The following is a 14,470-nucleotide window of genomic DNA, read 5'->3' on the forward strand; positions in this document are numbered from 1 at the left end:
CCCCAATACTGGGGATTCTACTGTTCGAACAAAATGTTTAACTGCTATATTTTTCTCTCATTTTCCTGCCCTTATCATCGATTTCCTTTCTGATCCGTTTCCCCTCTGTTTCAACATGTTTGATGAGATCTTTATATTTTTTATCAATATAATCTTCAATTATTTTTCTTCGCTGCTGAATGAGACTTTCCACTTCTTCCCTTGTTTCCGCACTAATTTGTTCTTTTTGCCGCAAATAGTATACAGCGTCAGCTAGATGGTTTTTTTCATCATACATTAAATTAGTAAAATCAGATTTTTTCCCATAAAGTGCATTTAATTTATCAGAGCTCTCTGAAGATACTTGATTATAATTTTCAGAACTCCAACGGCTCCATTCATTATATAAACGTACGCGTTCCTTTTCCCAAACACGCTTAAATTGTTCAGCCGTATTAACCGTTTCGAATTGACCGCCACCTGCTTCTGCTACTTCCTTTAATTGCTTTTGGCCGTTATTATCCACATCAAAACCGATAATATTTACCATTGCTTGAATATTAGAATCGTGGAGATCTTTTGCCGCCTTAACCGGATCTCCCTCACAGGTTTCAATACCATCACTGACGACATAGATGATATTTTGTCCAGCTAGATTGGCTTTCTCAAAATCCTTTTTGGTCTCATTAATGGCCTTGGCAATCGGTGTCCAGCCAGTTGGTTCAAATTTTCCTAAAGACTCTTTGAAACGTTCTTTTTCATATGGTTTTAAACCATAAACCAATTCCGTACTGCCACATGAAACGGTTTTATCACTGTCCTTATTGCTTCCTTTGTGCCCATATACCCTTAATGAGATATTCGAATCCTCTGGCATGGAAGCCACAAATTCTTCAATTGCTTGTTTGGCCAGCTCCATTTTTGTTTTACCGCCGATTTTGGCAGCCATACTCCCGCTCGCGTCTAATAAAATCGCAATATTCGATGTGCCAATGTTTCCACTTGAAACCTCATCCGAAATTTTTCCTTCCGGTGTTTTTGTCAATGCCGTCTCTATATTCGGATTAAACTCTTCAGCAAAGGTAACAAATTCCTCATACTTTTCTCCTTCATTCATTAACCCTAATAAATAGTTATAAACTTGGAAGCTATCCTTATCCTGGAAGCTGTGTTTGTCCAAATCACGGTGAACGATGGCTTTATTATATCCATTCGCTGAGTATTTCCCCGATTTTTCCTTGATGATTTCTTCTATTGTTGTAGCAATCTCCATGTCTTCTTTTTGATTTTCAGCTTTCTCAGGATCTTTCGTTTCCTTTTTTTTAGTTTGTTCTACTGGTTCAGCAGACGTCTTTTTTTCTTTTGTCTCGTTTGAACCACACGCAGCTAAGGCAAATATAACTAGTAAAGCCAAAACCAGCATAGCTGTTTTTCTAAACCCCATCTTTTTTATATCCCCCTTGATTTCCTTTTAAACTTGGTAACACCTAATTTAATATCTTGTATATTTTACATTGAATGGGAAAACTATCCAATAGACTTTAGTCCTTAATGAAAATAGGACAATTTTACTACCATTAGTCTCAAATCATTAATTTCATCTCTGCTATCACTAAAACATTATTTGTAAATTGATTCTTTTTACTGTCAAATAAAAAAAGGACAATCTTTTCGAAAAAAAGACAGCCCTCTTCATCATTTATTATATTTGACATTCAATGGTTCGCTGGATTCTTAGCTCTTTTTGAAATCGGTTACGGACCTTTATTAATTCCCCAAGTACGCTAATACTAATCTCGTCTGGACCTTCTGCGTTAATATCCAAACCAATTGGAGAGTGAATAAGCGGCAATGCATTTTTATTCTCTACTAATCTATCTGTCCGCCTTCTTGGTCCCAATACCCCAAGATATTTAGGTGGAAACTGAAGCAGATGGTTCACTATTTCTTTATCTCTATTAAAATTATGAGTCATAACGATAACAAAACTGTTTTTAGGTATTGATCTATTTGTAAAGAAGGTTCCTGGATGTTCAACAAACAGGTGATCTGCATGGGGAAAAAATGTTTCATTACAGCGGCTCTCTCTTGGATCAATCACGGAAACGGTAAAGTCAACCTGTGAAGCAAGTCTAACCAGCGGCTCCGCATCAGGGCCTGCTCCAAATACATATAAATGATCTTTTGGTTCATACAACTCAAATAAAAAATCATCTTCAAGCTCGTTAACATGAATATATTTTGCCTTTCTTCCTTCCTTTAAAAACTGATTCACCAAAGGGGAAATAAATCGTTGAATATCTTGATCAATAGAAGGTCCGCTTATTGACCCATTTTCAGAGTATAAAATAACGTTTTCAATTTTACTTTCAGAAGACAAACATTTAACTGACACTAGCGCTATTCCTTTGTTTAACTGTTCCTCTATATATGGCCATAGATATATATTTTTATTTAACTTATTCCATTGCCATCCCATCGGTTCAATATAAACCTCAATGTTTCCGTCACATCCCGCATTTTGCCCCCAGGATAGATCATCTTCGGATTTCAAATCATATTGAACTGTTTTCGATGAAAGTGACTTGATTACATCCTCAGCCTGATAGATTAAATCCTGTTCCAAACAGCCAGCACTAATGGTTCCATAATAACTGCCATCCTCCATTATAAGCATCCTCGCCCCTTCCCGGCGGTAAGCAGATCCATCCACACGGCAGATTGTAGCCATAGCAAATAGCTGTTTTTCTTTCTCCTTCATTATTTTTAATAATCTGCAGATATCATTCACAACTATACACCTTCTTTACTAAATAATTATCTATTTTAAACAAATAATATATCATTTTCAGTTATTTATCAATTTTTAGAATATTAAAGTATAGGTGTGATTATTTTTGACTCATTTTTATAAAAAAGTTCATGTTCATTGGGCAAATAAAATTTTAAGGAAAAAGGAATTTGAGGGATCAAATTAACGAGAGGCTGGCGAAGATTTTATTAAGTAAACAACGAAGGTCTAGCTATATACTAACCTTCGTTGTTTGAGATATCACACTCACTAGAATTTGTAAGATTATATTCTTACTCTTCTATCCAATTATTCGATTATAAATAGCTCTTGCTTGGCCCGTATCGCTTGTTCCATGTATAAGTGCCCGGCCATCTTTAAAAAAGACCAAACGAAAGTCCTCAAAGGTACAAGAAACTAAATACGGATTTAAAACCACTTCACTTCCAAGTTCTTTTAAGCGTTGTGCGAGCTGTTGAAGAGAAATCTCCCTTTCCAGCCCCGGCCTGATCTGTACAGTGTTTCTCCCGCAAAGTACGGCAGCTTTTGTTTGATTTTCATATGCCAAAAAAGGATAGGTCGGATTGCTGCCGCATGTTGGACAGTCTTTATTTTTTAAGGCTGAAACATTTATTTCTGCCTGTTCATTTTTCCAAATATCAAATGATTGAAGGCTGGGTGTTATCTCATTTCCTGTTAATATTTTCAAGGCTGATGTTACTTGATAAGCTGTCACCAACTGGACAATTGGACTAATCACGCCAACCGTATCACACGTTTGATTTTGAGACGGCAGATGATTGATCAAACAATGCAGGCATGGGGTCTTGCCTGGAATCATCGGAAACGTCATACCATAACTGGCAACACATGCGCCAAATACAAACGGGATTCCATACTGTACAGCCGCATCGTTGACAATCAAACGTGTTTCAAAATTATCTGCTGCATCTAGAATTAAATGATGATTTTGTACTAATTCCTCCACATTTGTTCCGTTTACATCTAAAACAATACCTGTGATTTCAACTTCACTATTGACTTCCATTAAACGATTTTGGGCGGCAATTGCCTTTGGCAGCTTGTTCTTTACATCCGTTTCTGTATATAGCTGTTGTCGTTGTAAATTACTCCATTCTACATAATCACGGTCTACCATCGTTACATGGCCGACACCTGCCCGTACAAGCATTTCGGCGCTGGAGGTGCCGAGTGCACCTGCACCGACAACCAATACCCGAGCATCCTTTAATTTTGCCTGCCCAGCTGCTCCAATTGGCGGGAATAATTCCTGCCTTGAATATCTTGATGTATTCAAGAAGTGACCATCCCCTCTTGAGGACTGCTGGCTGCCGCATATTCCTTTTCACCAATCCGGCCTGCTTCAAAACCAAGTCGTCCTGCTTCAACGGCCATTTTCATCGCCAAAGCCATTTTTACTGGATCTTTGGCTCCTGAAACTGCTGTATTCAGCAATACACCATCTGCTCCGAGCTCCATCGCAAAGGCCGCATCTTTTGGCGAACCTATGCCAGCATCAACAATTACAGGAATGGAAGATTGCTCAATAATAAATTTAAGATTTAATGGATTCACAATACCTTTTCCAGATCCAATTGGCGAAGCACCTGGCATAATCGCATGTACCCCTAGATTTTCTAGCCTTTTTGCCAGCACCACATCATCTGAAGTATATGGCAGGACAATAAAACCTTCCTCCAGCAGCATTTCTGACGCTTTTAATGTTTCAACAGGGTCAGGCAATAGTGTTTTATCACAGCCAATTACCTCTACTTTAATCATGTCACATAAACCAGAAGCCTTAGCAAGCTTAGCAATGCGAACTGCCTCCTCAGCTGTTTTTGCACCAGCTGTATTTGGCAGAAGTTTATATTTACTTAAATCCAATTGTTCCAAAAAATTTGGCTGTGTAGGTTCAAAAATATTCATTCTGCGAACAGCAAAAGTTAAAATTTCTGCCTCAGAAACTCGAACAGCCTCCTTTTGTACCTCAAAAGACGGATATTTCCCTGTACCAAGCAATAATCTTGACTGAAATAATTGATCTCCAATTTTTAGCATTTTTATCCTCCTCCTACAAAATGAATCATTTCAACTTTATCTCCATCGGCAATTGACAGCTCTGTATACTTGCTTTTGTCAGCGATTTCATGATTTAACTCAATAATCACTATTCGACCTTCTAATTGATAATGCTTAAGCAAATCTTCCACATTCCTTACACTTTCGGGAAGTTCCACTTGCAGGCCATTTAATTGAATGGTCATCTTATTCTCTCCTTTATACTAAAACATGGCTTTTACGATTGATTCTAAAGGCTTCTGCCAAACCCTCATCCACTTTTCTTTGTAAAATAAAATCTTTAATCATTTGTCCCGTAGCAGGTGCGAGTAAAATCCCATTTCGGAAGTGACCTGCAGCAAATAATATTTGATCATCTTCAGGATGATGCCCGATAAATGGCCGGCCATCAAATGTTTGCGGCCTTAACCCTGCCCAGATAGAAGCAACCTTCATTCTTTCAATTGCCGGCAGCAATGATTTTGCTTTTGCTATCATTTGTGCCAAACCGCCAATCGTAGGTTTTTCACTCCAATTATTTTCTACCATCGTCGCGCCAATCACGAGTGTGCCATCACTTCGCGGGACGATATAACAATGTTCGTGAAAAAGGGTATGCTGTAATTGAATCCCCTCTTTCCATACGGAAAGACATTCCCCCTTTACCGGAATAATCCGATTGGCAAGTCCTAATTGATGGAAAAAAGTATTACTCCAAACACCGCTGGCAACCACTATATGTTTCGCTTCAAAATCGCCTGCTTGTGTTTTTACATTAAAGATACCCCCATTTTTTTGGATATCATATACATGGGTAAATTCGTAAAGATCTGCTCCATATATTTGGGCGCCTTGACAGAAGCTTTGGCAAACAGCTTTCGGTAAGACATGGACATCCTCTTCTATGTAAGCAGCCCCAAGAATTTCACTTGTTATGGCGGGTTCTGCCTGCCTTATGAATCTTGCATCCTGCCATTCTACCGTTTGTAATGAGCACAAAGGCAAGAGCTCCTGTTTCTCATTTTCATTGAAAGCAAGTTTATAAATACCGCCTGCTGTTTTCCTGATATCAATCCCTGTCAAGTCACGCAATTCCTGTTCTAAAATAGCATAGGACTGCTGACTTTTCCTTGCAAAAGGGTAGAACACCTCAAGATCATCACATTCTGAATGAGCCCCAAGCATTCCCGCAGCTGCACTTGTTGTTTTACCTCCCATTTGTCCGCTTTCGAAAACAGCTGTAGATACCTTTTCTTTAGCCAAGTAATAAGCAATGGAATTCCCTATAATCCCGCCGCCAATAACTGCAACATCATAAAATTTCCCCAATCATGGTCCTCTCCTTACATTTCTCTAAGTAATACATTGCTGCTGCTTTAGGATTTTCAGCAGAAAATAAACCAGACATTACAGCAATACCATCCACATGGATGTCGTCAACTCTATCAGCTGTAATTCCTCCGATGGCATATACAGGAATAACAAGCCTCTTCTTTATTTCCTCAAGCTCTTTTACCCCTCTAGGTGCCAGTCCTGCCTTACTATTTGTTTCAAAAACATGACCATAAAGAACATAGTCTGCACCATCTTCTTCTGACTGTTTCGCCTCTTCAAAGGAATGAACTGAACAGCCGATCCTCATAAATGGGAACTTTGCTCTTACTTGTTTAGTAGGAAGACCATGGCCTGGCAGATGTATATTGCGAATTCCAGACAATAAAGCTGCGTCTAAACGGTCATGAAAAACGATTTTATCCTTAGGGACACCTTTATCAAGTAATAACTCCAGTAACCTAATCAGTTCACGAGCAGATTTCTTTTTTTCACGAATATGAATAAAATCTACAACATTTTGTATTTGCATAATCTTGGAAGCTAGTTCTAGTACCTGATGCCGATCATCAGTGATGGCTATAAGTTTCAGAAACATCTCCTCCTTTACACACAAAAAAACCACTCTCCAATGGGAAAGTGGTTATCATGTTAATTTATCATACAAAAAAGAACATGCCACTTCCCTACGCAGGTACGAACCTGGTCAGGTTTTGAGGGTTTCAAAGTAACTACTCTGCTCTCAGCCCTTATCAAGGGATCCCCTAGTGAAGATTTATTAATTTATCTGAATTATACCACAAATTATTGTTATTGCAATAGAAAGTAGAATTTTTCCTACGTATTTTTACATTACTCATAAATCCATAAAACATGTTTCTACTAATTTTCCACCTGATTTTCCGACACAAGATTTGCTTTTCTCTTCTTGAATTAAAGAAGTAAGATTAATTATCTGATCATAAAGTAGATATCTTATATACAATAGCCCTCTAAAAGAGTTGATCATTGATGACTTATCATTAGATTGAAATCACAGAAAAAGATGGAATTATTGGGCTCACTACTTCTCTTTAATTGAGTTTTTACAACAGCTTACGCATGTTAGGCAGAATAGTCGGCATTATCTACAATCTAATCAGTTTCTTTTTATTAATTTGAGATAGCTTATTTTACTAACTTAGATTTTCCTTTGGACAATACCGAGCTTCCAGCTTCTTCTACACTAATATTGTGTGTGTCCCTTCCAAGAATTATTAATGGGATGGTTCCTAGTACAATAAAAACCGCCATACTTATGAACACCACTTGATTTCCCCCCCATGCCAACAACTGAGGAATAAAATAAAGCCCCGCTACACCTGAAAAAAAACGGCCGGTCATTTCCCCGGTAGCAGTTCCCAGCCCACGAATATCTGTTGGATATTGCTCGGAGGTATAAAGCTTTCCAAACGAAACAATACTGAGACCAAAAAAGGCCGAGAGTATTCCTAAAATGATTAACCCATTATAGCTTTGTGTATAAGCAAACAATAAAAAACAAATAGTTGCTGCTGCTCCAAATACAACTAGTGTGACTTTTCGTCCATATTTATCAGATAAATACCCGTGAACTACTGTTCCAAGTGCGGCTATTGCCATCATTATTGCTGTAAAAGTCAATGCATTATTAACACCAAGCCCCTGATTTGAAAACATGGTAGGTCCATATACATTCAATACATACCATACGTAAATTGAATAACCAAAAACTAAATAGGCTACTACACTGCGTATCATGTAAGGGGGCTTAAAAATGTCTCCCATTTTCCCTCTTGACATTTCAGTAGTCTGCAGACCGTTTAAAATGGATGGATTGACTAGACTTGTATCTTGCGAAAGATTGGCCTGTTTTTCTAATTTTTCAACAATTTTTTCCAATTCTTCATAACGACCCTTTTTTACTAAAAATCGTGGAGATTCAGGCAACCAAATAAGTAAAGGTATTACAAATAAAAGTGGAATCCCTCCAAAAAGCGACATCACCTCCCAGGCCTTTTCTAGGGGAAATGCATTGGTAGCCCAAGCCCCAATCATCAAAGGAAATGCATAAGCACCTGTTAAAGCTCCATTTACCCACCCCATACTAATTCCCCGCTTATTAGATTGTACAAATTCAGATAACATCAAATATGGAATAGGAAATATCGCTCCTTCACCAAGTCCTGCCAAGACTCTTAGAACAATTAACGTTTCTAAATTTGGAGAAAAGGCGCTAAAAAAAGTAAGTAATCCATAAATAGCTGTTCCCCAAAGTAGTACCGTTCGTCTTCCAAATTTATCTGTCAAACGTCCTCCAGGGATTAAACCGATGACGACTCCTAATGTTGTTGCAATACCCAGAAAACCTACCTGGTCTTCGGTTAAATTCCAGGCATGTTTAGCAGATATAATTATGGTTCCCATCATTCCAACATCGAAGCTTTCAAATACCCAAGCTAAAAGTAAAAGAATCATTATGCTGATCATTGTTCTTGTTACAGGTATTCTATCCAGCCGAGACAATAGATTCGCTGCTTTTGTTATATCTTTCATATTTTCGCCCCTTACCTGTAAGATAGAAAATTACAATCACATTCCCACTAAATTTATTATTCTATAAAAGTTTTTTAAAAACTAACTTAATTAGCATTCGAAAAATCTAATTGATGCCAAGAACTTTGACAAGGCGTTGAAGTAGTATAGTACATTACCTGTTTAGTAACGTTAAAAATTATTGAGGAGATGGTAGATAAAGGAAAGTAGGTTGACGCCCTTGCGCCAGGAAGGACCTGAGCATGCAGGCAAATATTCCCAACCTGTCCTGGAGCATCTGTTTGATGTGAGGATAAGGTTTGCTGCATCTTTTGTAGGATTTCTTCTTCTTCAAATTGCTGATTGTACAATTCCGCTAAAGTTGATTCCATTGTTGAACAGCGTATGGAACGATCATTTTTGATATCGTTGGGTAGACTTGCTTGTTTATCCAAAATGGTTAAAAAACCATTGTTTCCTCTAGCTGTATACCCCTTATCCGTATAGTATTTATGATCCATTTGCCCGTTGCAATGTTCAAAAACTGCAAGTGTTCCGCTTTTGTCAACTAGCATGTGATTTCCACCCGGCATATCTTTATATCTAGGAACATGTTCATAGAGGTATGCAATCGCTTCTTCTACTTTCGAACATCTTGCCAACAACTGTGCATTAAGCAGTGCACGATCATCCCCGAGCCACTTATTTGGTATAGTTTCATTTTTTTCAATAGTAAAAGGTCCTCTATAGTCTAAAAACGATAGTAACACACATAAACCTTTTTCATTCATCCCAGAATTTATCCCTATCTGTGGAATAACACCAAAGCCAATCGATGTGTAACCACTTGTGTGACTTACTTTACCATGCCAGAAAGCGCTTTCGTAAAAATCCATTGTTTTTCCTATTAGGATGACAGGTTGATCGTATCGATCCCTTGTAGATATTGCACCACACGTACACACATAGACCCCTCCTTATAAATTTCCTAACAATGATTTGTTTTATATTCAGCCATTGTCATTAAAACGTCCTCTTCAATTCTAATTCGGTATTTCCTTTAGTTCTTTCTAATTGTTCGTTTTTACCTCCCATAAGTATATTTGCCATCACTGAAAAATCCCAAAAACAATTTGTTTACTTACATAATTAAAGCATTAAGGAAATGGGGGGTCAATATTTATTGATAATTTTGTTTATTCTAATTAATGATGCTGTTTATTCTAAACTGGAACGAATAATTCAAATCCCGAAAGTGAGTACGAGTATGTTCACATTTGATTATAATAATGATGAATAAATGAAAGGAAAGAATTACTTGGGAATGACAGATTTTGTTCATCATAAACAGAGTAGAAGTTTCTTTTTAATTGCATTCCTTTAACCGACAAAATGCGAAGAGTATTCAAACGAAGCTCTTTTTGAATTGAAGTTTTTGAAATAACGGAAATACCCATACCTGATTCAACTGCAGCTTTAATCGATTCCGTATTTTCCAGTTCAAGTACAACATTTAATTTATTTGGGTCTAGCCGATTATTTCGTAATTGTTCTTCAATTATTTGTCTTGTACCTGAACCTTTCTCTCTGATAATCATTGGTAAGTTTAAAAGCATATTAGGAGTAATATATTCATTCAAAGAATCAAATTCTGGTTTGATAAATTTCTGAGGCGCAATAATAACTAATTCATCTTCTAAAAACAGTTGTTGTTTAAATTCAGGATAATATGAAGACGATTGAATAAATGCAATATGAACTTGCTGGTTTCTTAGTTTTTCAATAATATGTTCAGAGTTATCCACTTTCATCTCCAAATGGACATTCGAATATTGTTTTTGATATTCTACTAATATATACGGCAGTACATGCTCTCCCAGGGTTATGCTGGCACCAATAACTAAATCTCCGTGTACTGTTTCTGAAAGTGATGCCAGTTTATTTTTCACAAAATTTATTTCCTTAAATATTTTTTCGGTAGATTCCAACAATATCTTCCCTTGGGAGGTCAATTGAACTTTTTTCTTTGTCCTGTCAAATAGTTTTGTATTAAGTTCTTCCTCTAGATGGCGAATTTGCTTACTTACGTTTGACTGGGACATATGTAGAACTTTGGATGTGTTTGAAAAGCTCCCGTTTCCCGCCAAGATATGGAAAACCTTTAAATGATCAATATTCAACGACCATCACTCCCAAACAATTTTACTTCGTCATTTATGTTCAGTTTATATTATATATATCACAATATTTTAAAAATAGTTCGAATTCTTTAAATATAACACTTAATCTGAAATACTCGTCCTTACGCATAGAGTTTAATTAAAACCAATGATTCAAATTGAAGAACCGCTGTGTATGTTATATGTTTTTTCTTGATTACTTTTACAGCATTATTCACACCACTCTCTTTTTATTATCTCTATATAACTACCGTGCTTTCCTTAGTGACCTATAAGTTTGAACTTAAGTACTATAAAGAACAATACGCCCTTATTTAAGAATTTGTGTATTCTTTATTTCCTCAATTATTTTTGATATAACTATTGAAGAGAAGACGCTCTGTTATAAATGTATTTGAGGAAAAAAGCTACGAATATGATAGAACGCCTTCTCGCTTTTTTCCTCAAATAGTCTCTAAAAGTATCTAAAAAAATATCATTAATTAAATCTTAAAAACTACGATAATAATATCCTCTAAACCTATTTCATTTAAATAAGCAACAACTTCCTGATGTGCAGGATAAGAGCAATATAGTTCAAAACTAACAAGATCATCAAATCGGACAGTAAACTCACTCAAATTCTTGATTTCTGCTAAAAAAAAAATAATCCCTAGCCTGATATCTTGATACCTGGAATTTTATGTTTCAATGTAATCCTTCGAATTAACTCTTGCTTCGGTTTTATTGTTATTTCTTCTTTAAATTTAATCAATACAATATGTTTTATCATCATGATCCGTCCCCTATTTGCTATTTAGAATCTCTGGATCAAAACCGACAATTTGCTTATATGTATTGGAAACATTCTCTAGTTCCTGAAAAGAGATTACGTCATTTAAATTATTAAATCCTTCCGGTGCACGTTCCTCAACAATTTGCATGACACTTTCTGTTCCATTTTTACGAGTGCTTCTAACAATATTTGCCGTTGGTTCAAGCCTTGTTCTTCCTATGCTTTTAATGCCTCATCAAGAAATGCCTGGGGGGCACCATTTGAACCAATAGAGTACAATTGGTGTGCGGCATCTCCCAAAAAGTATTACGGTCAAAGTTCCATTTTTACATCGTATCACGATTTACCATTGAAAATTCATAATCAGCTTCTGTTTTCTCGATTAAGTAAGGTATATTTAACCATCCAAAATCCCACTCGGCAAAGTCTGATGCAAATTTCTCTTTATCAATTTTACTATTCAGTCCCGTACGTGGGGGTATTTCAATTTTGTTTTTATAAATTATTACATGTTCATAGAATTTATCAAGGTCAAGATATAAAAATCGAGTGGGCATATTTAGCACACTCGATTTAGCTATTTTATATCAGCGGCCATCAACAATTTCTTTAAAGATTTCATATGACCGTTTTTGTTTTTCAGTATCAAATATATATGAAACCACCATAATTTCATCAACATTATATTTTTCCTGAAAATCTGTCAGCTGTGCACGGACCGTTTCTTTGCTTCCCATAAATGTCAATCTTGACATAGAACCTGCTGCTTCTTTCTCCATCGCGTTCCAAACCAAATTTTTAACAGGCGGCTGCAGCGGCACACGGGAATTTCGAATGACTCCAAGGAAAAATTGCTGGGCTGTTGTAGATAAGAACTCTGCCTCTTCATTCGTTTCTGCCGCAATAACGTTTAAACAAACAATCATGTATGGTTTATCAAGATACTCTGAAGGCTGGAACCTGCTGCGATAAATGGAAATGGCCTCTTCCATATATCTTGGAGCAAAATGAGATGCGAATACATATGGCAGTCCTAATTTAGCAGCTAAATAAGCAGAATCTGTTGAAGATCCAAGGATATAAATTGGAATATTTGTGTTAACACCTGGATAGGCTCTTACATATCCTTGACGTTCTTCAGGTCCAAAATAAGTAAGCAGTGCTTGAACATCATCCGGAAATGTATACACAGAATCATTTTTTGATCGTCTTAAAGCACTTGCCGTCATCATATCAGTTCCAGGAGCCCGTCCTAATCCAAGATCAATTCGATCCGGATAAATTGAGGCCATCGTACCAAATTGCTCAGCCACTACTAATGGAGAATGGTTTGGCAGCATTACTCCGCCGGAACCAACCCGAATATGCTTCGTATGTTCCAATGTATGTTTAATTAAGATGGATGTAGCAGAACTGACAAGTGTCGATGAATTATGATGTTCCGCAATCCAATAGCGGGTATAGCCCATTTCTTCCACAGCTTTAGCAAGATCAACCATATGATCAATCGCCTGCTTTGGACCTTGGCCTTCACGGATGGGAGCAAGATTTAAAACAGATAATGGTATATTAATATTTGTCATTTTTCATTTTCCTTTCATAAGGTGTTTCCTTAACCATAGTAACAATCTGAATTCATGATGGAAAGTTTATTGCTTATATTAAGTTTCCCGTATTTGAAATATAATGTAAAAAAGGCTGCCGAATTGGCAGCCAACGCTTTTAATCACTTTGACTAGATTGTTTAATTCTTACATGATTTGGGCGTTTGGGATAATCGCTTTTCCCGGCGTCGTCTGGACCAGTTAGTGTATTTCTTTGGTCAAGCACTTTTCCTGAATACTCAATAGGTCTCTCATTTTTCAAATTTTTCACCTCACTATGTTGGAAGGTTGATTGCCTTTCTAATTATCCTTTTTTCTCTGAAACTTAAGTTTCACTTCGGCATCACTCATATTAGGGTTTTGCCTTGGTTTTGTATTTGCCAGGGTTTTTTTCAATTCATTTGTCGCTTCATCACCTGTATTGTATCGCTCAACCAAACCAATACCTCCTTTTATCTTCTTTAGTTATTATGAACCGAAGTAATTTGTTCCATCCACTTTATTCTAGGAGCATTTTTTTAGGCTGCCTATCTAGAAAAAGTAAATAAAAAAAGACAACCTTTTATAGATTGTCTTTTTGTTTGCCCGGCAACGTCCTACTCTCACAGGGGCAAGGCCCCAACTACCATCGGCGCTGAGAAGCTTAACTTCCGTGTTCGGTATGGGAACGGGTGTGACCTTCTCGCCATCACCGCCGGACTATTTTTTTGTTGAGGATTCATTCCCTCAAAACTAGATAATAGAGAAGAAGTTTGTTAAGAACGAGTTCGCTTTAATGATTGCTGTCCAGCTCCAGTGTCCAGCAACTAGTGTCCTTCGGTCTCTTCCCTGCGATAAGTCAACATCGATTCGCCTACGCTCATCGTGTTTCCTTTATCTCAGTCAAAGCCCTCCATGCCATACACTGCTAACCGGACGCTTCCGCTTTTCGATTTGTCTAGCTTCGGCTCCTAACTTCTCGGCCGTTTCAATCCGTCCCTACAAATCCTAAAACCAGGATTTGCAGAGCCAGCCCTCCAACGTCTGTCGAAGCTGACCAGTCGCCTTCGCTTTTCGTTTTGGTTAAGTCCTCGATCGATTAGTATCAGTCAACTCCACATGTCACCATGCTTCCATCTCTGACCTATCAACCTGATCATCTTTCAGGGATCTTACTTAGCTTTAGCTAAAAGGA

General features: G+C 37.2%; 16 protein-coding genes, 2 rRNA genes and 1 riboswitch. All 18 genes read right to left on the reverse strand.

Annotation, left to right across the window (positions count from 1 at the left end; translation table 11 throughout):
• Window positions 1-37: 37 nt before the first annotated feature.
• Entirely contained in the window at window positions 38-1,423 is a 1,386-nt protein-coding gene (locus M3183_RS23935) for a VWA domain-containing protein (protein ID WP_251473767.1), read from the reverse strand.
• A gap of 258 nt (window positions 1,424-1,681) precedes the next feature.
• A complete protein-coding gene (locus M3183_RS23940) occupies window positions 1,682-2,770 on the reverse strand; it encodes an XdhC family protein (protein WP_251473769.1) in 1,089 nt (362 codons plus the stop codon).
• Window positions 2,771-3,071: 301 nt separating this feature from the next.
• Window positions 3,072-4,088 carry a thiazole biosynthesis adenylyltransferase ThiF gene (locus M3183_RS23945; RefSeq protein ID WP_251473771.1) on the reverse strand — a complete coding sequence of 339 codons (1,017 nt, stop codon included), beginning with the start codon at window positions 4,086-4,088 and terminating at the stop codon, window positions 3,072-3,074.
• Window positions 4,085-4,852: a thiazole synthase gene (locus M3183_RS23950; RefSeq protein ID WP_251473772.1), complete on the reverse strand. Its 768-nt coding sequence runs from the start codon at window positions 4,850-4,852 to the stop codon at window positions 4,085-4,087. Before M3183_RS23950 ends, M3183_RS23945 begins: the two co-directional genes overlap by 4 nt.
• 2 nt (window positions 4,853-4,854) lie before the next feature.
• Complete coding sequence (gene thiS / locus M3183_RS23955) at window positions 4,855-5,058, reverse strand: sulfur carrier protein ThiS (protein ID WP_251473773.1); 204 nt, start codon at window positions 5,056-5,058, stop codon at window positions 4,855-4,857.
• 13 nt (window positions 5,059-5,071) lie between these two features.
• Window positions 5,072-6,181: a glycine oxidase ThiO gene (gene thiO, locus M3183_RS23960; protein ID WP_251473774.1), complete on the reverse strand. Its 1,110-nt coding sequence runs from the start codon at window positions 6,179-6,181 to the stop codon at window positions 5,072-5,074.
• A complete protein-coding gene (tenI, locus tag M3183_RS23965) occupies window positions 6,165-6,776 on the reverse strand; it encodes a thiazole tautomerase TenI (protein WP_251473789.1) in 612 nt (203 codons plus the stop codon). The genes thiO and tenI overlap by 17 nt, the downstream gene beginning before the upstream one ends.
• Window positions 6,777-6,850: 74 nt before the next feature.
• Window positions 6,851-6,960: riboswitch (TPP riboswitch) on the reverse strand.
• 391 nt (window positions 6,961-7,351) lie between these two features.
• A complete protein-coding gene (locus tag M3183_RS23970; protein WP_251473775.1) occupies window positions 7,352-8,758 on the reverse strand; it encodes an MFS transporter in 1,407 nt (468 codons plus the stop codon).
• Between the two features lie 86 nt (window positions 8,759-8,844).
• Window positions 8,845-9,702 carry a carcinine hydrolase/isopenicillin-N N-acyltransferase family protein gene (locus M3183_RS23975; RefSeq protein WP_251473777.1) on the reverse strand — a complete coding sequence of 286 codons (858 nt, stop codon included), beginning with the start codon at window positions 9,700-9,702 and terminating at the stop codon, window positions 8,845-8,847.
• A 306-nt stretch (window positions 9,703-10,008) separates the two neighbouring features.
• Window positions 10,009-10,917, reverse strand: a complete 909-nt coding sequence (locus M3183_RS23980) for a selenium metabolism-associated LysR family transcriptional regulator (protein WP_251473779.1) — start codon at window positions 10,915-10,917, stop codon at window positions 10,009-10,011.
• Window positions 10,918-11,569: 652 nt separating this feature from the next.
• Entirely contained in the window at window positions 11,570-11,692 is a 123-nt protein-coding gene (locus M3183_RS27220) for an antibiotic biosynthesis monooxygenase family protein (RefSeq protein WP_285880983.1), read from the reverse strand.
• A 10-nt stretch (window positions 11,693-11,702) separates the two neighbouring features.
• On the reverse strand, window positions 11,703-11,840 hold the full coding sequence (locus tag M3183_RS23985) for a hypothetical protein (protein ID WP_251473782.1): 138 nt from the start codon (window positions 11,838-11,840) through the stop codon (window positions 11,703-11,705).
• Window positions 11,841-12,018: 178 nt separating this feature from the next.
• Complete coding sequence (locus M3183_RS23990) at window positions 12,019-12,249, reverse strand: hypothetical protein (RefSeq protein WP_251473785.1); 231 nt, start codon at window positions 12,247-12,249, stop codon at window positions 12,019-12,021.
• A 30-nt stretch (window positions 12,250-12,279) separates the two neighbouring features.
• A complete protein-coding gene (locus tag M3183_RS23995; RefSeq protein ID WP_251473786.1) occupies window positions 12,280-13,275 on the reverse strand; it encodes an LLM class flavin-dependent oxidoreductase in 996 nt (331 codons plus the stop codon).
• A 139-nt stretch (window positions 13,276-13,414) separates the two neighbouring features.
• Entirely contained in the window at window positions 13,415-13,558 is a 144-nt protein-coding gene (locus M3183_RS24000; RefSeq protein WP_251473787.1) for a hypothetical protein, read from the reverse strand.
• A gap of 38 nt (window positions 13,559-13,596) precedes the next feature.
• Window positions 13,597-13,734, reverse strand: coding sequence for a hypothetical protein (locus M3183_RS24005; RefSeq protein ID WP_251473788.1), 138 nt, complete (start codon window positions 13,732-13,734; stop codon window positions 13,597-13,599).
• A gap of 145 nt (window positions 13,735-13,879) precedes the next feature.
• Window positions 13,880-13,995: ribosomal RNA gene (rrf, locus tag M3183_RS24010) — 5S ribosomal RNA — on the reverse strand.
• A 359-nt stretch (window positions 13,996-14,354) separates the two neighbouring features.
• Window positions 14,355-14,470: ribosomal RNA gene (locus M3183_RS24015) — 23S ribosomal RNA — on the reverse strand; the annotation flags it as partial.

This window comes from Neobacillus mesonae, from assembly GCF_023715155.1.
Classification (GTDB): domain Bacteria; phylum Bacillota; class Bacilli; order Bacillales; family Cytobacillaceae; genus Neobacillus; species Neobacillus mesonae_A.